Source organism: Variovorax sp. 20P10.2.4 (genome assembly GCF_058244205.1).
On sequence record NZ_JBZAYE010000069.1, the window covers coordinates 1 to 19,806 of the forward strand.

A 19,806-nucleotide genomic window follows, 5' to 3' on the forward strand; every position below is an offset into this window, starting at 1 on the left:
TGCCGTCGGCGTTCACCGTGGCCTGCAGCAGGTTCATCGGCGGCGTGCCGATGAAGCGCGCCACGTAGAGGTTGGCCGGCGCCTCGTAGATCTCGCGCGGGCTGCCGAACTGCTGCACCACGCCGTCCTTGAGCAGCGCGATGCGCGTGCCCATGGTCATCGCCTCGACCTGGTCGTGCGTGACGTAGACGAAGGTGCCGCCCACACGCTGGTGCAGCTTCGAGATCTCGGCGCGCATGGTGGTGCGCAGCTTGGCGTCGAGGTTCGACAGCGGCTCGTCCATCAGAAACACCTGCGGCTCGCGCACCATCGCGCGGCCCAGGGCCACGCGCTGGCGCTGGCCGCCCGAGAGCGTGCGCGGGTACTTGTCGAGCCAGTCGGTCAGTGCCAGCGTGCGCGCGGTGCGCTCCACCAGCTGCGAGACGGCCGGCGAGCGCTCGATGCGCCGCTTGGCCATGCCGCCGAGCAGCGGGATGTGGAACCACCAGCGGTGCTGCCGCATGATCAGCGGAAAGGCGATGTTGCGCCGCACCGTCATGTGCGGATAGAGCGCATAGGACTGGAACACGAAGGCGATGTCGCGTTCGGTCGGCGGCAGCTCGTCGACGCGGCGCTCGTTGATGTGGATCTCGCCGCCGCTGATGCTCTCGAGCCCGGCGAGCATGCGCAGCAGGGTCGACTTGCCGCAACCGGAGGGGCCGAGCAGCACGAGGAATTCGCCGTCGGGCACGTCGATCGACACGCCCTTGACGACATGCTTGTCGGCGAAGTTCTTGGTGATGTCCTGGAGCTTGATGGAAGCCATGGCTGTGTGTTCGGTTCGATGGTTCGGGGTCAGCCTTTGACGCTGCCGGCGGTCATGCCGGAAACGACGTGGCGCTGCACGATCAGGTAGAAGACGACGGCCGGCAGCGTGTACATCACGCCCACCGCCATCACGGCATCGAGCGGCGTGCTGAGCTCGCCGATGAAGCCGGCCAGGCCGACGGAGGCCGTGTGCAGCCGCTCCTCGGTGATCAGCGTCTGCGCGAACACGTACTCGTTCCAGCCATGGAAGAAGGAGATCACCGCGGCCGCGGCCAGCGTGGGCGCGATCAGCGGCACCACCACGCCCAGCACGATGCCGATGCGCGAGCAGCCGTCGACGCGCGCGGCCTCCTCGACCTCGATCGGCACGCCGTCGATGGCGCCCTTGAGGATCCAGGTGATCACCGGCACGGTGAAGGCGGTGTTCGCGAGGATCAGGCCGCTCAGGGTGTTGAGCAGCTGCATCTGCGCGAAGATCGCGTACAGCGGCACCACCAGCATCGCCTCGGGCAGCATCTGGGTGGCGAACAGGCCGAAGCCGATCGCGCCCTTGCCGCCGAAGCGGAAGCGCGACAGCGCATAGGCTGGGAACACCGCCAGCGCGATGCTCAGCACCGTGATGCCGACCGCGACGCAGGCGCTGTTGAAGAGCCAGCTCGCCACCGGCTTGATGGCGAACACGCTCGCGTACACCGGCAGTTGCCCCAGCGACGGCAGCAGCTGCGGCCGGTCGGCGAACAGCGCCTCGGTCGGCGTGAGCGAGGTCACCAGCATCCAGTAGATGGGGAAGGCCGCGGCGCCCAGCAGCACCAGCACCGCGAGCATGCGCAGCGCCTGTCGGCTCATGGCGGCGTGCATCAGCGCTCTCCTTCGCGTTCGGCGCGCGCGGTGTAGCGGAAGTACACCAGCGTCACGGCCAGCGCGATCGCCACGCCCACCATGCCGACGGCCGCGGCCTGGCCCAGGTGGTGGTTGACGAAGGCACGCCGGTAGAGGTCGATCACCAGCGTGTTGGTGGCGCCCACCGGCCCGCCCTGCGTGAGCAGCCAGATCAGGTCGAAGCGGCGCAGCGACCAGATGGTGGAGAACAGCGCCAGCAGCGCGACCGAGGGCCGGATGGTGGGCCACACCACGGCCTTGAACACGCTGAGCCGGTCGGCGCCGTCCATCACGGCCGCCTCGCGCAACTCGGAAGGCACGCCCTGCAGCGCCGCCAGCAGCACCACCGAGGCGAACGGGAAGATCTGCCAGATGGTGGTGATCAGCACCGCGGGCATGGCGTGCTGCATGCTGTCGAGCCAGTTCTCGCTGCCTGCGGCAATGCCGAAGAAGCGCAGCGTGTGGCCGAACACGCCGTACTGGGCGTTGTAGATCCAGATGAAGATCAGCGCCACCGCGACCGGCGGCGCGGCCCACGGGATGGTGACGGCGGCGCGCGCGATGCCGCGGCCGCGGAACGGCGCGTCGAGCAGCAGCGCCGAGGCCAGGCCCAGCCCGATCGCCGAGGCCACGCAGGCCACGGTGTAGAGCAGCGTGGTGAAGATCACGCGGTGGAAGTCGGGATCGTTCCAGAGGTCGGCGTAGTTCTGCAGCCCGACCCATTCGCCCTGCGAAGCCGCGAGCAGCGAGGTCGAGGTGAAGCTCAGCACCAGTTCGCGCAACAGCGGATAGCCCTGGAACACGAGCAGGTAGAGCGTGGCCGGCAGCACCAGCGCATAGGGCGCGAGCGGATGGCCGTCGAGGCGCGCGCGGCGGCGCGCACCCTCGCGGCGGGCCACCGCGGCGGCGGAGGACAGCGTGGCGTTCATCGTCACGGGATGTGGCGCGGGTTCAGCGCTTGAGCACGCGGCTCAGCACGGTCTGCTGCGCGTCGTTCATCGCCTTGGCGGGATCGACGCCACCCTGCAGCACCTTGATGACCTGCTCGATCACGATCTGCTGGATCTCGGGCGCCTTGACCTCGAGGCCCTGCGGCAGCGCGGGCACGCTGTTGGCGGTCTGCTGGTCGTAGACCGAGATCCAGGGCCACTTGGCGACCTCCTCGGCCGAACGCGGCACGGCGATCGCGACGCTCGAGGCGCCGTGGATCAGCTGCAGCTCGCGCTGCGCCTCGGGCGTCAGCATCCACTGCAGGAAGGCACCGGCGGCGGCCTTGTTCTTGCTGTTGGCGTTGATGCTGATCGGCGCCAGGATCATGCCCTGCGCCTTGGTGGGAAACGGCGAGGGCGCGGCACCGAACTCGAAGCCCTTGGCCTGGGTCGCGAGGTTGGCGGCCACGCCGCCGTTGTCGACCTGCATCGCGATCTTGCCCTCGGCGAACATGCGCCGGTAGGTGGCGGCATCGGCGCCCTTGGGGATCGCACCGGCGTCGTAGACCTTCTTGTAGGCCGCCACGCCCTCGATCACCTTGGCGCTGTTGATGGTCGGGTTGCCCTGCTCGTCGGACCAGCGGCCGCCGAAGCCGTAGACGTAGTTGCACAGGTCATACCAGAAGCCGCCGCGCTCGGCCATGGTGGCGCGGTAGGCATAGCCGTAGTTGCCGGCGGCGGTCGCGGCCTTGGCGGCGGCCAGGAACTCGTCGAAGTTCGAAGGTGGCGTGCCCTTGAGCAGCGCCTTGTTGTAGACCATCGCGTAGTTGCTGACCTCGAACACCACGCCGTAGCGCTTGCCGCCGATCTTCATGTACTTGTCGGGACCCGTGAGCGGGAAGGCGCCGTCGGCGATCACGTCGTCGATGGGCACGAGGCGCTTGGCATCGACCGCGGCGTAGAACTCGGGCAGGTCGAAGCGCACGAGGTCGGGGCCGGCATTGCCGCCCATCTGCGTGAAGACGGTGCTCGCGAAGGACGAGAACGGGATCGTGACGGGCTGGATCTCGACCTTGTCCTGGCTCTGGTTGAACTTGCCGATCCAGGCGCGCATCTTCTCGCCGCGGCCGGGCTCGGCGAAGCTCGATGCGGCGAAGGTCACGACCTGCTTGCCGGCGGCCTGCGCCTGGGCGCTGCCCGCGGCGAGCAGCTGCAGGGCCGGAGCGATGGCGATCGCGGCGAGGGCCGCGCGGCGGCCGGTGAAAAGGCGTTGCTTCATGTGTGTCTGTCTCCGGTGACGGCAGGCCCTGCCGTGGGATTCGAGGCGTCCGGCCGAAGCCGTCGCGCTGCTGTTGGCGAGGTTATTAGCGCTAACTGTTAGCGCTAACAAGTACGACTTTAGCGTTGCAGCCCGTGGCTGCGATCACGGGATTTCCCTAGCTGGTGATGGAGGCGTGGAGCGGAGGGGCCGGAGCTTCGGCGGCTACTGCATCACCCAGCCGCCATCGACGTTGAGCGTCTGGCCGGTGATGAAGCCGCTGCCCTCGCTCGCGAAGAACAACATCGCGTTCGCGATGTCGTCGGGCGCCCCGCGGCGCTTGACCGACTGGTGCTCGAGCACGAAGCGCTCGTAGCCCTCGGGGTCGGGATGGATCTTCTCGGCATCGGTCGGAAAGGCGCCCGGCGACACCGCGTTGACCGTGATGCCGTGCGGCCCGAGCTCGCGCGCCATCGCGCGCGTCATGCCCAGCAGCGCGCCCTTGGAGGTGACGTAGGGCAGCAGCAGCGGCCAGCCGCCGTACATCGTGATGCTGACGACGTTGACGATGCGGCCGAAGCGCTGGCGCTTCATGTGCGGCAGCGCGGCCTGCACGCAGACCAGCGCCGCATCGACGTTCACGCCCTGCACGCGGCGATGCTCCTCGATGCTGAACTCCTCGATGCTGCGCGAGGGATAGATGGCGGCGTTGTTGATCAGCACGTCGATGCCGCCCTGGGCCTCGAAGAGCGCGGCCAGCTGCGCCGCGAGCGCGCCGAGATCGGCGAGGTCGCCCTGCACGAAGCGCAGCCGCGCGCGCACCTCGGCGCCCTCGCCCTCCCCGGCCGCGACCAGGCGCTCGCCCTTGGCCGGATCGATGTCCAGCGCCAGCACCTGCGCGCCCGCGCGCGCGAAAGCCCAGCAGATGCTGGTGCCGAGTCCGCCGGCGGCGCCGGTCACCAGCACCTTCTTGCCTGTCATGTCCATGGTCGTGTCGTGTCTCTGAAGTCGTGTGAGGAAAAGTGGGATCAGGGCAGGTTCTCGCGCACCGCGATGCCGGCGCGCACCGGCTCCACGCCCGCGAGCGCATCGCGCCCCGCGCGCAGGTTGGCGAAGATGCGCACGCAGTTCATCACCTCGGTCTGCGGGTTCTGGTTGATGGCCGCGTCGAGCGTGCCGTCGATCAGCATGGCGCGGGTGTCAGGCGTGATCTCGTGGCCGATGAAGACCACCTTGCGGTCCAGGCCCGCCTCCTTGAGCGCGCGGCCGATGCCTTCGGAGGCGCCGCCGATGTTGTAGAGCGCCACCAGGTCGGCATGCTGGCGCAGCAAGGTGCGCGCCTGGCGGTAGTTCTGCGCCACGTCGTCGTGGCCCTCGCGCAGGCCCACCACGCGCAGCCCCGGGAACTGCTCGGCCAGCACCTGCAGGAAGCCGACCTCGCGCTCCTCGTGGCCGCGGTAGCTGAGGCTGCCCGCGATCAGGCCGACCTTGCCCGACTTGCGGTCGAGCATGCGGCCCATGAGGTAGCCCGCGGTGCGGCCGGCCGCGTGGTTGTCGATGCCCACATAGGCGGCGCGCCGCGAGCCCGGCAGATCCGACAGCAGCGTGAGCAGGTGCACGCCCTGGTCGGCCAGCGTGGCGACAGCCTCGCGCACGGCCGGATGCTCGAGCGGCACGAAGGCGATGCCGTCGCATTGCCGGCCATGGCGCAGCAGCCGCGCGGCCAGCACCTCGGCATCGAAGCCCTCGATCTCGACGCGGCGGCAGCGCACGTTGAAGGGCTCGAGCTGCTTCTCGACGATGCCGACGTAGTCGCCGAGCATGCGGATGAACTGGTTGGTGCCGGCCGGCAGCAGGAAGATCAGCTCCATCGGCCTCGGGCGCAGCACCTGGTGCAGGCTCTCGTCGGGCAGATAGCCCAGCTGGGCAGCCGCGCGCACCACGCGCTGCACCGTGGCCGAGCGCACGCCCTTGCGCGCATGCAGCGCGCGGTCGGCCGTGGCCTTGGAAACGCCGGCCACGCGCGCGACGTCGGCCAGTCGCGAGCGGCCGGGGGCCTCGGCGGGGGGCGTCGATGTCTTCGTCTTCATGTTGCCGAGTATTCCGCGCAACGAGACGCCCTGCCGCGATGTCCGCACCGGCTCGCCCATCTTCGCGCCTCAGTCCCAGCGGCCGGTGATGGCCGGGTATTCGTCGGCGGGCTGCGCGCAGATGGCGCGCACGCGCTCCTCGAAGGCCGCGATCTCGCCGCGCCCGTCGAGCACCGAGAAGCGCGTGGTGTAGCGGCGCTCGTCGCCGTGCTCGAGCCAGATCAGCTCGCCGCGCTCGCGCGCGAAGGGCTTGCCCAGCACGTGGTTGGTGCTTGGCTCGATGCCCATCGCGTACTGGCCGCGCTGGTAGTTCTGCCACTGGAACTGGCACGGGAACTCGTCGCGGTTGACCTCGACCGCGAGGCCGATGCCATGGCCGCCGTCGAAGCCCTCGTTGACCAGCGCGACCGGGATGCGCCCTTGCTCATCGGCCGCCATCGCATGCTCGTAGACCTGCTCGTGGAAGTCGGCTTGCGGTCCGGGCTGGGTGCGGTAACCCACCGATTGCTTGCGCAGTGCGTCGGCATGCGCGGCCCACGGCGTGTGGCGGATCGGCGCGATGTAGCGGCTGCCCTCGTCGAGCACCGGATGGCCCGCGTTGATGTGGTAGCAGAACATGTGCGGCGTGCGGTAGAAGCCGTGGTTGACCACGCGGTCGTGCAGCGTGAAGCCGTGCTCGCCCACGCGCGCCTCGATGCGCCGCACCAGGTGCAGGTCCTCGCCGAACACGGCCGACTGCTGCACCACACCCTCGCACCAGAGGATGCAGTCGTCGCCCTCCCAGCGCTCGCCATAGCCGGTGAGCCGCGCCGGAATGTTCGCGATGCGGCCGTGCAGGCCGCTGTCGACGCTCTTGCGCGGCGTGTAGTGGTAGTGGCCGGCCGGGTCGCTGTCCATGAACAGCGTGTGGTCGAGGCCGCAAGTCACGAGCAGGCCCGAGAAGGAACGCAGCCAGCCGAGGCCGCCCTCGTCAGCGTTCTCGTGCAGCCCCGGATGCCGGAAGCCCGTGGGCGATTGCCAGCCGATGGCCGCGCCGCGGTATTCGCAGGCGCCCACGTCCATCGCGCGGTCGACCAGCACCTGGAACGCGAAGCCGGTGCCGGTGCGGAACTCGAGGCAGCGGATGCCGCGTTCCACGCCGTCGCCCAGCGTCACCAGCCGCACGCCCGCGAACTGCGCGAGCGTGCCCGCGTGTTCGCGCAGCGCGCGCCGGGTCCAGTGGCGGCCGTGGAGCTGGATCACGCGCCGGCCTCCAGCAGCTTGTCGTCGAGGAAGCGCTTGGCGCGCGGCACGTCCGATTCGTCGAGGTGCTCGATGATGATCGGGATGTTGGGGTGGTGCTGCGACAGGCGCTTGAGGTAGAGGTCGTAGTTCAGCGCGCCCAGGCCCGGCGCCGGCAGCTCGATCTCGCCCACGCCGCGGAACTGGTGCGCTTCGGAGGCGTCGATGTCGGCGAACTTCTCGCTCTTGTCGTCGCCCGCGGCGCGCTTCACGTCCTTGGCATGCGCGATGCGGACCTTGTCGCCGAGCGCGTCGAACATCTGGTTCAGCACCTGGTCCATGCGGTCGATGTTGTGGGTCTCGAAATAGTTGGTCGGGTCCATCAGCAGGCCCAGGCCCGGATGGTTGACGTCGGCGAAGAGGCGCAGCGTCTCCTCGACCGAACCGATGATGTTGTTGACGTAGGTCTCGACCAGGAACACCGCGCCGTGGTCGTGCGCCTCCTGCGCGAGCTCGCGCACCACCTTCACGCAGTCGGCATAGGCGCGCTCGCTCTTGTTGTCGGGATGCGAGGACCAGTCGCTGTCGGGGTTGACGGTGCCGGTCTCGCTGATGACGTAGGGCGTGCCGCAGTCGCGCGCATGGCGCAAGGTGGCCTTGAGGTAGTCGTTGCGGCGCTTGCGCTCGCCGGCGTCGGGGTGAACGATGTTCGTGTACGCCGACATGCAGCTGATCGGCAGGTCGTGGCGGCGGAAGGTGTCGCGCACGCGGTGGCACTTCTCGCGCGTGATGGCCTCGGGCGTGGAGAAGTCGATGTCCTTGAACGCGAGGTCGAGCTGCACGGTGTTGAAGCCCTGCGCCTTGATGCGGCGCGCGGACTCCTCGAGGGCGTAGGGGAAGTAGCCGCTGAAGATGCCGACTTGGATCATGGGTTGTCTCCGATGGGTTGTGGGTGGGGATGCGGGGAAAGCGCGCGGCTCAAACGCCGAACTCGGCCAGCGGCACGGCGCGCCGCTCGGCGAGCGAGCGGTAGCCGGCCTCGACCAGCGCCATGGTCTTCACGTTGTCGGCGACGTCGAGCAGCGGCGCCTCGCCCTGGGCGAGCGCCCATTGCAGCTGTTCCATCACGCCCGCGAAGGCCTGCGGGAACCAGCGCGTGGACCAGCTCGGTTCGACCCATTGGCCGCCCGTGCCGTGGCGCGAGCTGTAGCGCAGCGTGCTCGGGCTGCCTTCGGGATAGTCAGGCCAGCCGATCGTGCCTTCGGCCACGCCCTCGGTGCCCTCGACGCGCCACTTGATGAAGATGCCGGCATCGAAGCCCTCGCCGTGCGGGCCGGTCCAGACGTCCTCCATGCTGAGCGCCATCACGCCGCTGCGAAAGCGCAGGGTCGAGCAGACGATGCCGTCGCTGTGTTCGAAGCCGGTGCGCGGATCGGGCCGCGCGGCGGTGTAGATGTCCTCGGGCTCGCCGAACAGGAAGCGCAGCACGTCGAGGTGATGCACGCTCATGTTGGCCAGCGTGAGGCGGCCGTAGCCGCGCAGGAACTCCTGCCAGTGCGGGATGGCGCGCATCTCGATGGTGGCGAGCACCGGCATGCCGAGTTCGCCGCGGTCGAGCAGTTGCTTGAGCACGCGCATCGACTGGTCGAAGCGCATGTTCTGGTTCACCGACAGCGGCTTGCCGGCCGCGCGCGCCTCCTCGGCCAGCGCGCGCGCCGTGTCGAGGTCGAGCGCCAGCGGCTTCTGCGCGAGCACCGCCTTCACGTGCGGCTGCGCGAGCGCGAGGCGGATCAGCTCGGGCTGGCGGTCGGGCGGAAAGGCGATGTCGACGATCTGCACCTGCGGGTCGCGGATCAACGCCTCGGGCGTGTCGTGCACCGTGGGGATATTCCAGCGCTGCGCCACATCGGCTGCCTTGGAACGGGTGCGCGAGGCGATCGCCACCACGGGGAAGCCGGCCTCGCGGTAGGCCGCGAGCTGCACGTCCGCCATGATGAAGCCGGCGCCGATGGCACCGATGCGGAAATCGCGGCAACGGATCGGCGCGTCGGATTCGAAGCCGCGTGCATCGGCGGCCGGCGCGGCGGTCGCGCTCGTTGGGGTCATGGCTTGTCTCCTGTCCTGGGTCGAATCGAGGCAGTGCTTTGCTGCCTCGCGACCGAGGTTAAGGGACGCGGCGACCCGGACCAATCGACCGGGATGAGGTTTTTTGAGGCGAATCAGCGGGGCATCCCGCGACGCATCAGGAGGCTTCGGCGTCGATGCCGAGCGCGAAGATGCCGGGCATGCCGATGAAGCCGGGAATCGACTTTACGCGTGCGATCCAGCGCCTGAGCGCGGGATAGCGCGTCAATGCGATGCCGCCCTCGGGCGCGAGCGCGATGTAGGGGAAGCAGGCGATGTCGGCGAGCGTGGGCGTGGCGCCGACCAGCCAGCCCTCGCCCGCGGCCTCGCGGTCGCCCAGGTGGTCTTCGATGTGCGCGAACAGCTTGTGCGCGGCCGCGCGGCAGGCCGGTGCGTCGAAGTCATAGCCGAAGGCATCGTGCAGGCGCGCGGCCGAGGCACTGCGCGTGATGTCCTCGGCCACGGTGAGCCACAGCATGACCTGGGCGCGACGCTGCGGATCGGCGGGGAACCAGGTGCCCATGCTGTCGTGGATGCTCGCGAGGTAGACGAGGATGGCCTGCGCGTCGCGCAGCACGAAGCCGTCGTCGTCGATCACCGGCAACTGGCCGAAGGGATTGAGCGCGAGGAATTCGGCCTGCTTGTGTTCGCGTCCGGGATGGAAGTTGACCGGCACGCGCTCATGGGCGATGCCGAGCAGCGCCATGAAGAGCCGCAGCTTGTAGCAGTTGCCGGACATCTGTTCGTTGTAGAGCTTGATCATCGCCAGCCCTCAGAGATCGAGCACCAGCGTCGCCGAACGCGACCGCGAGACGCAAGGCAGCATCTGCATGTGGGACGCCTTCTCGCCCGTGCTCAGGTACTGGTCGCGATGGTCGGGCTGGCCGTCGATGACGGTGCACAGGCAGGTGCCGCAGACGCCCTGTTCGCAGCTGGTGTCGAGGTGGATGTCGATGGCGCGCAGTGCTTCGACGATGGTGGTGTCGCTCGCAACCTGCACGCGGCGGCCGCTGCGCGCGAGTTCGACGGTGAAGGCGGGGCCGCAGGCCTCGACAGGCGTGGTGCGCCGGAAGTATTCGAAGTGCACGCGATCGGCGGGCCAATGGAGTTCTGCCGCGACGCGCTCGATGCACTGCATCAGCGGTGTGGGCCCGCAGGCGAAGGCATGCGCGTCGCCACCGGCTTGCAGTGCCTGCCGTATCCGGTCTTCGGTCTGTTGCGGCGACAGGCCCAGGTGCAGATGCAGGTTCGCGCCCAGCAGCGCCTCGAGCTCGGTGCGGTAGGCCGCATGCTCGGCCGAGCGGCAGACGTAATGAAGGGCTGGCGGCTTTCCCCTCGCCGCGAGATCGCGCGCCATCGCGAGGATCGGCGTGATGCCGATGCCGCCCGCGATCAGCACCGCGTGTTCGATGCGCGGGTCGAGCCGGAAGTTGTTCTTGGGCAGTCCGATCTCGAGCTGCATGCCGGCCTGCACCGACTCGTGCAAGGCGATGGAACCGCCGCGCGAATCGGCCTCGCGCTTGACGGCGATGGTGTAGCCCTCGTCGTCCTGGCCGCAGACCGAGTACTGGCGGATCTGGCCGTTCGGCAGGTGCACGTCGAGGTGCGAGCCCGCGGTGGCGCTCGGCAACGGTCCGCGGCGCGGCGAGCGCAGCCTGAACTCGACGATGTCCTGCGCCACGGTTCTTTTTCCCGCCACCTCCACGCTGAGCCGCGGCCTTGGCTCGGTGCTCTGCGCTTCGATGCCCCAGCGCAGATGGATGTCGCGCAGCCAGCGGCGAAAGGTGCTCGAGGCCGCATCGGCGCGCGAAGGCACTTCTATGCGCGGATCGAGCGGCAGCTTCTTGTGGACGTGGTTCTCGAGGATCGGCTTGTCCTGCCCGAGGATGTTCTGCTGGAAGGCCATGATTTCGCCACTCGAGCTTTCGACATCGAACAGGCTGATCGCGAAGTGCGCGATGCAGCGCTCTTCGTCGGTGGGCTGGATGAACAGGAAGATGATGTCGGCGAGCTCGGCCGAGCGGCCCGCCGGATGCTTGTAGAGCATCGGCGAAAACGGATTGACGACGCGGTAGACGTAGTCGACGTCCGCTCCGCCCTTTGCATCCGCCGAGGCCAGCGGCTGGATGAACTTGCAGTCGCGGGCCCAGAGTTCCTGACGGGCGTCTAGCTCGACCTCGTAGCCGCGCACTTCGGTCGCCTCTTCCGATCCGAGGATGTGGGCATGGACGAAGGGGAAGTGCGCCATGTCGAGGAAGTTCTCCACCACCCGCAGCGGGCCGCTGTGGATGCCGAAGCCGCCCATGTAGAGGAAGCGGCGCGCGGGGTTCGCGAAGGCCGTCAGTTCGAACAGTGGCCTGGGCTCGTCGCCGAGGCACAGCAGGATGAAGCCGCAGTGGTCGGCGGCATGGCAAGGCCTCGCGGGTTCGGCAGCGAACCAGGCATCGAGCACGCCATCGGGCTGGCGGCGCACGTGAAGGTCGTGGCCCAGCAGGCGCGTGCGCCGGCCCGTGCCGGGCGCGAGGCCCAGGCTGTCGCCGATGGCGAGCCAGTCGGCCGCGATCGCGGGATCGATGGTGTCAGGCATGTTCGATCTCCTTGGGGGCTGAGGCCTCGGCCGTCCACTGCGCGATATGCGTCTTGATGCTTGCGATGGCCCGTTGCTTGTCGAGGCTCGATGCGCCGCGCGCGACGAGCAGGTGGACGATCGAGGTGCCGGGCAGCAGTGGCTGGATCAGCAGGGCCAACGCACCTTCCTGCCAGACGCAGGCGCTCTGCCCCTGCAACCAGCCCGCGCGTTCGATCCGCGGCACGAGGGTGCCGGCATCGAGATCGACCGTGAAGCTGCGCGACGGCACGAGGCCCTCGCCAAGGCGCGGCGGATAGCCGGCCGGCATGCGCGCGAGGCTGGCCCAGACGATGCCGTCGCTCTCGCGGCTGAGGTAGGTGCGCGCGCAGGCGGCCGGCGGGCTCGCGTCCTTTGGTGACGAGGGCACCGACACGCAATGGCCGTCGCGGCCATAGCGCCAGCCGTGGTAGCGGCAGACCAGTTCTTCTCCGACGACGAAGCCGAGGCTGAGCCGCACACTGCGGTGCGGACAGCGGTTCTCCCACACCTCCATCGCGCCCGAGGCCGATCGCCAGAGGGCCAGCTCATGGCCGAGCAGCGTGGACTGCAGCACCTGTCCCGGCAGCAGGTTGCGCGAGAACTCCACGGGAAACCAGTCGGCGAAGCTTGCCGCCGCCGTGTCTGCGGTCTGGTTCATGGCCGGGCCTCAGCGCGGGATCGCGCCCTGGATGCCCTCGGCGAACCAGTTCATGCCGGCGATGTCCGAATCGGGCAGCGCGGCACCCGGCGCCGCGCGCTGCTTGCCCGTGTTGTCCTTGAGCGGGCCGGCGAAGACCTTGAGCTTGCCGGCCACGATGTCGGCGCGCGCCTGCTTCGCCATCTGGACCACGTCGGCCGGCACGCCGGGGTTCCAGTCCGCGAGGTTCACGCCGCCGTTGGCCAGGGTCGCGGCATAGGCCGTGCCCTTGAACCTGCCATCGAGCGTGTCCTGCACGGCTTGGCGCAGGTAGGGCGTCCAGTCGTGCGTGAGCGAGGTCAGCAGCTTCTGCGGCGCGGACTTGCGATGGTCGGAGAACATGCCGATCGACCAGACGCCCTTGGCCTCGGCCGCCTGCAGCACGGCCGGGTTGTCCTGGAAGCCGGAGCCGATCACGTCGGCGCCCTGCTGCATCAGGGTGTTGGCGGCGTCGCGCTCGCTGCCGGGGTTGAACCACTCGTTGACCCAGACCACCGACACCTTGGCGGCGGGATTGCTCTTCTGCGCGCCGAGCGCGAAGGCATTGATGGTCGAGACCACGTCGGGGATCGGCAGCGCGCCGACGTAGCCGAGCTTGTTCGACTTCGTGACCTTGCCCGCCACCAGGCCCGCCACATAGGCGGCCTCGTACCAGCGCGCGTTGTAGGTGCCGAAGTTGGTGGCCTGCCTGAAGCCGCTGGCGTGGACGAAGTTGACCTTGGGGTTCTCGGCGGCCGCCTTCAGGCCGTCGTTCATGTAGCCGAAGCTGCCGAGCACCATCAGCCCTGCCCCGTTGCCGACCAGCTCGCGGATCACGCGCGCGCCGTCGGGGCCGGCCTTCACGTCCTGCACCACCTGGGTCTTGATGCGGTTGCCGAATTCCTTCTCGAGCTGCTTGCGCGCGCTTTCGTGCACGGCCACCCAGCCGACGTCGGAGACGGGGCTCTGATAGACGAAGCCGATCTGCAGCGGCTCGGCCGCGAATGCGGTTGTGGCGCAGAAGAAGGCCGCGAAGGCTGTGACAGCCGGGCGAAATTCGATCATGGGGCGTTGTCCTCGAGGGTGGGTGGGGCGTTCTGAATTCTGAGTCGGTACTCTATATCGGTATACCGATTCAGTCTAATTACAATCCCGGACCATGTCTACCAAGAACGAAGAGATCAGCGACAGCATCCGGGAAGCCGTCGCCGCCCATCGCCTGCTGCCGGGTACGCAGCTGCGCGAAGTGAGCCTGGGCAAGCTCTACGGCGTGAGTCGCACGGTGGTGCGACAGGCGCTCCAGAGCCTGGCGCGCGAGGGGCTGGTGGATCTCACGCCCGGCAAGATCGCCTCGGTGGCCAAGCCCACGCCCAAGGAAGCGCGCGACACCTTCGACCTGCGCTGGGCGATCGAGCGCCACTCACTGGAGAAGCTGTCGCAGGCCCATAGCAAGAAGGACCTGGCGGCGCTGCGCGCGCACGTCAAGCAGGAGCGCGCGGCGCGCGTGGGCAACGACATGGAGGAGGTGCGCCGGCTCGGCGCGGGATTCCACGTGCTGCTCGCGCGGCTCGCGGGCAACGACCTGCTCGCGCAGACGCTCGATCAACTGGTCGGACGGATCGCGCTGATCCTGCTGCTCTACCAGCACGAATACGACAAGCACACCGAGTGCCTGCAGGACGAGCATGCGCAATTGATCGCCCTGATCGAGAGCGGATCGACCGAGGAAGCGCTGGCGCTATTGCGCAGCCACCTCCACACGGTGGAAGTCAGCCTGGGGGCGGATGCGCCCGATGACGAGGAAGCAGACCCGCATCTGAGCCGGGCCTTGCGCCGGCGCTGAGCTCAGCGCCAGGCCGGCACCGGCTCAGGCGCCGGCCTTGGGCGCGCCGGGGCGCAGCACGCGCGCGACCGACGATCGGATCGCCCGATGCCAGGGCGCGCGGCTTGTGGCGGCCTCTTGCTTGGGAGGGACGTTCCCGCGCTGGCTCGGCGGTGCTGGCGCGGTGTCCGTCCCCGGATCCGGAAAAAACTGTGCGAGCCATTCGCACTCGGCACGTGCCATGAACTTGTCCATGCCTGATCCTCGGCTGTAACACTATTGAAATCATTTTAATAAGAATGATTCTTATTGGCGTGATTTCACACAAGCTTTACGTGGACTCGGGGCCGGATCGGGCGGCACAAAGAAAAGCGCCCGGCACGAGGCCGGGCGCGAAGCCTAAGTTGCTGTCACACACTAGGCGCCCAGCCGAGGGAGGAACGGCCGGACACAAGGATGTTCGAGCCTGAAACAGTCATCTCACGTCAGACGACACCGACATTTCTATGGGAGGGCGGGCTTTTCGGCATCCCATATGAATAATTCTGAGCAATTCTTCACGATTTTTGCAATGGCCTACACGCGCTGCCTCCCAAAGGCTGACGCGTCTCTTACGGCTTCGCATCGAACATGGCGTCGCTGTCACGCACCAGGGTGCCAAGAAGAGCAAGAAGAACCTCCCTCTGGGCCCGCAAGGGATACACCCGCTTCGGCGGGTGTTTTTTTGCGCGTTTCATTGGCGCGCTTCAGTCCTCGAAGTAGTCCGGATAGCGCGCCGAGATGCCCTCGATGAAGCCCTCGATCAGGCGGATGTGCGCCTGCAGCTCCTTCACCAGCACCTCAGTATCGGCCGCCACCAGCGCCGCGGCGATGCGCTCGTGCTGCTCGGCGGCCTTGATGTTGCTCTGCAGCTCGGGAATCGCCATGCGGCGCACGCGCTCCATGTGAGCGCGCGCCTGGCGCACCGGCTCCCAGGCGCGCGGATGGCCCGACAGGTCGATCAGCCCGCGGTGCAGGTCCTCGTCCTTGTTCAAGCCCTCCTCGATGTCGCCGCGGTCGACCGCCGCGCGCTGGCGCAGCATCAGTCGGTGCAACGCCTCGCGCTCCTCGAGCGGCGCCTTCACGGCCAGGCGCGCGGCCGCGCATTCGATCGACTCGCGGATGAACAGCGCGTCCATCAGCTCGCGCCGGCTCATCTTCGAGACCACGGTGCCCACCTGCGGCACCACCTTGAGGAAACCCTCGGCGGCCAGCCGGCGGAACGATTCGCGCACCGGCGTGCGGCTCACCTCGAGCTGGTTCGCCATCTCGATCTCCGAGATCGCGCGGCCCGGCGCCAGCGTGGCATTGACGATGGCGGTGCGCAGCAGTTCGTAGACCTGCTGGCTGGTGCTTTCGCGCGGCGGCATCTTCAGCGCGGGCTTCAGCAAAGGCGCATTCATCTTGTTCGGAAAGTGGGATCGCGGCCGATTATGGGCCGGCCGATCGCGAAAGAACTTGATCCGGCTCAACTGGTATACTAGTATCCCAGAACGCCGCACAGAAGGCGTCATGAGCGACAACCTCGGAAACCGGAGACAAGAAATGAAGCTATCCCTGCGGGCCGCGCATCTGCTGCGGGCCATGGTGGCGGGTGCGGGCATGGCCGCGGCCATGTCGGCGCATGCCGATGTCACGATCACCTATTCGGACTGGCAGCTCGCGCAGGACGTCTGGGGCAAGTCGCTCAACGGCGTGATCGACGCCTTCGAGAAGGCCAACCCGGGCATCAAGGTCAAGCGCGAGCCGGTGCCGCTGGCGCAGCGCGACGTGAAGTACAGCACCGCGATCCGCGCGGGCGAAGGCCCCGACGTGTTCGCGCTCGACGCCAACCCGGTACGCCAGTACATCGCCGAGGGCTGGGTGCGCGACCTCACGCCCTACATCCAGAAGGAAGGCGGCAACTTCCTGGCCGACTTCTATCCGAACTCGCTGCTGCCGGTCACCGTCACCGGCAAGACCTGGGGCATCCCGATGAACACCGTCGCGATGACCCTGGTCTACAACAAGAAGCTGTTCGCCGAGGCCGGCGTGGCCGGGCCGCCCAAGACCTGGGACGAGTTCCGCGCCGCCGCGAAGAAGCTCACGCGCTCGTCGACCGGCGGCTCGGCGATCGACCGCTGGGGCTTCTCGGTGGTGCTCGCGCCGGCCGGCTTCGACCTGCGCGTGTCGTCGATCCTGCGCGGCTTCGGCGCCGACTTCATCACGCCCGACGGCCAGCATTCGGCGCTCGACACGCCCGAGGCCAAGGCGGCCTTCAACTTCATCGCCGACCTGATCCTGGTCGACAAGTCGGTGCCGCCCGGCGCCGCGCAGGTCGACGCCAACGGCTCGCGCCGGCTGCTGGCCAACCGCACCGTGGCGATGAAGATCGGCACCACCTGGAGCTACCCCGAGGCCAGCGCGATGAACCCGCAGCTCGACGGCTGGAACGTGCTGGCGATGGCGCCGATGCCGCAGCCGGCCGGCAGCAGCAAGCAGGTGCGCACCACGCTGTTCCAGAAGTCGATCTTCGTCGGCAAGAACAGCAAGCATCCCGAGGAAGCCTGGAAGCTCGCGAAGTACCTGACCGACAGCGCGAGCATGAAGAAATGGTTCGACGACAACAACATGCTGTCGTCGCGCAGGAGCGTGAACGAGGGCTACGACAAGATCGCCAACAGCGAATCGGCGCGCATCGTCGCGGCCGAGATCGCGCATGGCGCCTTCCTGCCGCAGACGCCGAAGTGGCCGCAGGCGCTGGAGATCTTCCGCCAGAACCTGCAGGCCGCGGTGGCGGGCTCGAAGCCGCGCGAGCAGGCGCTGGCCGACGCCCACCAGCAGATCGAAGCGCTGCTCAAGCAGTAAGCCACCCGGCGTTCGAACGAAGGAACCGACGATGTCCGACGAGTCCCGCGGCGCGGGCTATGCCTTTGTCATGCCCGCCGTGGTGCTGATGGTGGTGATCCTGGGGTTCCCGGCCATCGCCTCGGTGTTCCAGAGCTTCGGCGCCGGCGGCAGCGCGCCGATGGGCCTGGGCGCCTACCGGCGGCTGCTGGGCGACGCCGAGTTTGCGCGCACCCTGTTCAACACCGCGCTGTTCGTCGGCACCGTCGTGAGCCTGCACCTCGTGCTGGGGCTGGGCGTGGCGATGCTGCTCAACCTCGACATGAAGGCGCGCTGGCTGTTCCGCGTGATCGCGATCCTGCCGTGGACCATGCCCGACGTCATCGGCGGGCTGATCTTCCGCTTCATCTTCGACACGCTCACCGGCGGCATCAACGCCGTGATGCAGCGGCTCGACCTGCCCGGCCCGATCGACTGGCTCGGCGACCCCTCGCTGTCGCTGCTGTCGGTGATCGTGGCCGAGACCTGGCGCGGCTATCCCTACGTGATGCTGATCCTGCTGGCCGGCCTGCAGGCGATACCGCGCGACCAGTACGAGGCGGCCGAGATCGACGGCGCCGGCGCCTGGAAGAAGTTCCGCCACATCACGCTGCCGAACCTGCGCACCATGATCCTGCTGGCCGTCGTGCTCGACGCGATCTGGGAGTGCCGGCTGTTCGGCATGGTCTACGGCATGACCGGCGGCGGCCCCGGCTACGCCACCCAGAACCTCTCGCTGCAGGTCTACAAGAACTACTTCCAGTTCTTCGACACCGCCTATGCCTCGTCGATCGCGGTCGTGCTCGCGGCCATCCTGATGGTGCTCGCGGTGCCCTACGTGCGGCTCACGCTCAAGGAGGACAAGTGATGCGCACCCACGACGAGAGCGGCGGCGGCTTCGCGCGCTGGCTCGGCATCTACGCGGCGCTGGCCGCGATGGCGCTCTACAACCTGCTGCCCTTCTTCTGGATGGTGTCGTCCTCGTTCAAGACCGACATCGAGGTCACGAGCTTTCCCGCCACCATCCTGCCGCAGTCGTTCACGGTCGACGCCTACGCACGCATCTGGGGGCAGGAAGGGCTGGTGCGCTACTTCCTCAACAGCCTGCAGGTGTCGGGCGCCACCGCCCTGCTCTCGGCCACCATCGGCGTGTTCTGCGCCTACGGCTTCTCGCGCTTCCGCTTCCGCGGGCGCGACACCATGATGGTGATGTTCCTCGCGAGCCAGGTGATCCCGGGCGTGCTGCTGGTGGGGCCCTACTTCAAGATGATGTCCTTCGCGGGGCTCTACAACACCCACCTCGGGCTGATCCTCGCGCAGACCACGCTGACGCTGCCTTTCTCGGTCTGGATGCTCAAGGGCTACATCGACAGCGTGCCGCTGGAGATCGACCAGGCCGCCGAGATCGACGGCGCCTCGCGCCTGCAATGCCTGTGGCACTGCATCCTGCCGAACATCCTGCCCGGGCTGGTGGCGACCATGGTGTTCGCCTTCCTGCTGGCCTGGGGCGACCTGCTGTGGGCGCTGTGCCTGATCAGCGAGCCCAGCAAGCAGACGATGACGCTGGGCATCACCAACCTGGTGGGCCAGTTCCGCGTGCTGTGGTCCGACATCATGGCCGCCACCGTCATCGGCTGCGCCATTCCCGCGGTGGCCTACGTGTTCCTGCAGCGCTACCTGGTCAAGAGTTCGGCCGGCTCGGCCGTGAAGGGATGAGGCCGATGGACCACTTCACGCTGGGCGCCAGCGGCATGCGGCTTTCGCGCATCGTGCTCGGTGGGCACGAGTACCTGCCCGACGGCCGCTCGCGCGCCTTCAACGAGGACCTGCGCCTCGCGGTCACGCCCGGCCACCTGTTCCCGGACTTCGGCGGGCCGCTGCGCCGGTCGGTGCTCGAGCGTGCCTACGCGCTGGGCATCGACAGCTTCGACGTGACCATGGACTCGGAGAAGGAGGCGCTGGGCCGCAACCTGCGCGAGCTGCCGCCGCCCGGAGCGGCCGTGGTGCAGACCCGGCCCGAAGGCATGGTCTACGGCTACGACCCCGGCAACCGCCGGATGGTCGCGCCTGGGCAACTGCGCGAAGAGGTGCTGCGCATCCTCGCGCTGATGGGCCGCGAGCGCATCGACATCCTCAATCTCGGCATCCTGAAGGACGCCATCGAACAGGACCGCGCCTTTCCCGCCAAGCTCGCGCAAGCGGTGCGCGCGCTCCAGCAGGAAGGGCTGATCCGCTGCGCCGCGGCCGACAGCTTCTCGGGCGCGGCCACCTACCTCGCGCTGCTCGAGACCGGTGCCTTCGCCTCGCTGAACCTCAACTTCAACCTGGCCGACGACGGTGCCCTCGAGCGCCTGATTCCCGCTGCGCAGGCCATGGGCGTGCGCGTGGTGGTGCGCGAGGTCTTCATGAAGGGCGAGCTGTTCCGCATCGCCGCGGCCGCCGGCATCGACGACCGCGCCGCGGTGGCACGCGCCGCCATCCGCTGGAC

The 19,806-nt window shown here is 68.3% G+C and carries 20 protein-coding genes; 5 read left to right on the forward strand and 15 right to left on the reverse strand.

The window, feature by feature from the left end; all coding sequences use genetic code 11:
- The 13 genes from AC27VN_RS09645 to AC27VN_RS09705 all read right to left on the reverse strand — a co-directional run.
- A partial coding sequence (locus tag AC27VN_RS09645) for an ABC transporter ATP-binding protein (protein ID WP_490876420.1) occupies positions 1-805 on the reverse strand: 805 nt, incomplete at its 3' end.
- Between the two features lie 29 nt (positions 806-834).
- Complete coding sequence (locus tag AC27VN_RS09650; RefSeq protein ID WP_490876421.1) at positions 835-1,665, reverse strand: carbohydrate ABC transporter permease; 831 nt, start codon at positions 1,663-1,665, stop codon at positions 835-837.
- The gene (locus AC27VN_RS09655) at positions 1,665-2,615 is read right to left on the reverse strand and encodes a carbohydrate ABC transporter permease (protein ID WP_093345691.1); all 951 of its coding nucleotides are present in this window, start codon (positions 2,613-2,615) and stop codon (positions 1,665-1,667) included. Before AC27VN_RS09655 ends, AC27VN_RS09650 begins: the two co-directional genes overlap by 1 nt.
- A 22-nt stretch (positions 2,616-2,637) precedes the next feature.
- Positions 2,638-3,894: an ABC transporter substrate-binding protein gene (locus tag AC27VN_RS09660; RefSeq protein WP_490876422.1), complete on the reverse strand. Its 1,257-nt coding sequence runs from the start codon at positions 3,892-3,894 to the stop codon at positions 2,638-2,640.
- A gap of 204 nt (positions 3,895-4,098) precedes the next feature.
- Entirely contained in the window at positions 4,099-4,860 is a 762-nt protein-coding gene (locus AC27VN_RS09665) for an SDR family NAD(P)-dependent oxidoreductase (RefSeq protein ID WP_490876423.1), read from the reverse strand.
- A gap of 41 nt (positions 4,861-4,901) precedes the next feature.
- A complete protein-coding gene (locus AC27VN_RS09670; protein WP_208513560.1) occupies positions 4,902-5,963 on the reverse strand; it encodes a LacI family DNA-binding transcriptional regulator in 1,062 nt (353 codons plus the stop codon).
- Between the two features lie 69 nt (positions 5,964-6,032).
- Positions 6,033-7,205 carry an aldose 1-epimerase family protein gene (locus tag AC27VN_RS09675; RefSeq protein ID WP_490876424.1) on the reverse strand — a complete coding sequence of 391 codons (1,173 nt, stop codon included), beginning with the start codon at positions 7,203-7,205 and terminating at the stop codon, positions 6,033-6,035.
- A complete protein-coding gene (locus AC27VN_RS09680) occupies positions 7,202-8,113 on the reverse strand; it encodes a sugar phosphate isomerase/epimerase family protein (RefSeq protein ID WP_490876425.1) in 912 nt (303 codons plus the stop codon). The genes AC27VN_RS09675 and AC27VN_RS09680 overlap by 4 nt, the downstream gene beginning before the upstream one ends.
- 49 nt (positions 8,114-8,162) lie before the next feature.
- Complete coding sequence (locus AC27VN_RS09685; RefSeq protein ID WP_490876426.1) at positions 8,163-9,290, reverse strand: Gfo/Idh/MocA family protein; 1,128 nt, start codon at positions 9,288-9,290, stop codon at positions 8,163-8,165.
- Between the two features lie 136 nt (positions 9,291-9,426).
- Complete coding sequence (locus AC27VN_RS09690) at positions 9,427-10,071, reverse strand: glutathione S-transferase family protein (protein WP_093345680.1); 645 nt, start codon at positions 10,069-10,071, stop codon at positions 9,427-9,429.
- 9 nt (positions 10,072-10,080) lie between these two features.
- Entirely contained in the window at positions 10,081-11,895 is a 1,815-nt protein-coding gene (locus AC27VN_RS09695; RefSeq protein ID WP_490876427.1) for a 2Fe-2S iron-sulfur cluster-binding protein, read from the reverse strand.
- On the reverse strand, positions 11,888-12,574 hold the full coding sequence (locus AC27VN_RS09700) for a Rieske 2Fe-2S domain-containing protein (protein WP_490876428.1): 687 nt from the start codon (positions 12,572-12,574) through the stop codon (positions 11,888-11,890). Before AC27VN_RS09700 ends, AC27VN_RS09695 begins: the two co-directional genes overlap by 8 nt.
- A 9-nt stretch (positions 12,575-12,583) precedes the next feature.
- Positions 12,584-13,657: a BMP family ABC transporter substrate-binding protein gene (locus AC27VN_RS09705; RefSeq protein ID WP_490876429.1), complete on the reverse strand. Its 1,074-nt coding sequence runs from the start codon at positions 13,655-13,657 to the stop codon at positions 12,584-12,586.
- A 94-nt stretch (positions 13,658-13,751) separates the two neighbouring features.
- On the opposite strand from AC27VN_RS09705, the gene AC27VN_RS09710 reads away from it, so the two are divergent.
- Positions 13,752-14,435 (forward strand): GntR family transcriptional regulator, encoded by a 684-nt coding sequence (locus AC27VN_RS09710; RefSeq protein WP_093345670.1) that lies wholly within the window; start codon positions 13,752-13,754, stop codon positions 14,433-14,435.
- Positions 14,436-14,459: 24 nt separating this feature from the next.
- Here the strand turns inward: AC27VN_RS09710 and AC27VN_RS09715 are convergent, their stop codons facing one another.
- Both AC27VN_RS09715 and AC27VN_RS09720 read right to left on the reverse strand, forming a co-directional pair.
- Complete coding sequence (locus AC27VN_RS09715; RefSeq protein WP_490876430.1) at positions 14,460-14,669, reverse strand: hypothetical protein; 210 nt, start codon at positions 14,667-14,669, stop codon at positions 14,460-14,462.
- Between the two features lie 491 nt (positions 14,670-15,160).
- Positions 15,161-15,856, reverse strand: a complete 696-nt coding sequence (locus AC27VN_RS09720; protein WP_296783397.1) for a GntR family transcriptional regulator — start codon at positions 15,854-15,856, stop codon at positions 15,161-15,163.
- A gap of 142 nt (positions 15,857-15,998) precedes the next feature.
- Here AC27VN_RS09720 and AC27VN_RS09725 point away from each other — a divergent pair, with 142 nt between their 5' ends.
- The 4 genes from AC27VN_RS09725 to AC27VN_RS09740 all read left to right on the forward strand — a co-directional run.
- A complete protein-coding gene (locus AC27VN_RS09725) occupies positions 15,999-17,300 on the forward strand; it encodes an ABC transporter substrate-binding protein (protein ID WP_490876431.1) in 1,302 nt (433 codons plus the stop codon).
- A gap of 31 nt (positions 17,301-17,331) precedes the next feature.
- Positions 17,332-18,186, forward strand: coding sequence for a carbohydrate ABC transporter permease (locus tag AC27VN_RS09730; RefSeq protein WP_208513550.1), 855 nt, complete (start codon positions 17,332-17,334; stop codon positions 18,184-18,186).
- A complete protein-coding gene (locus AC27VN_RS09735) occupies positions 18,186-19,034 on the forward strand; it encodes a carbohydrate ABC transporter permease (protein WP_490876432.1) in 849 nt (282 codons plus the stop codon). Before AC27VN_RS09730 ends, AC27VN_RS09735 begins: the two co-directional genes overlap by 1 nt.
- 5 nt (positions 19,035-19,039) lie before the next feature.
- The coding region (locus AC27VN_RS09740) for an aldo/keto reductase (protein ID WP_490876433.1) at positions 19,040-19,806 on the forward strand (767 nt) is incomplete at its 3' end.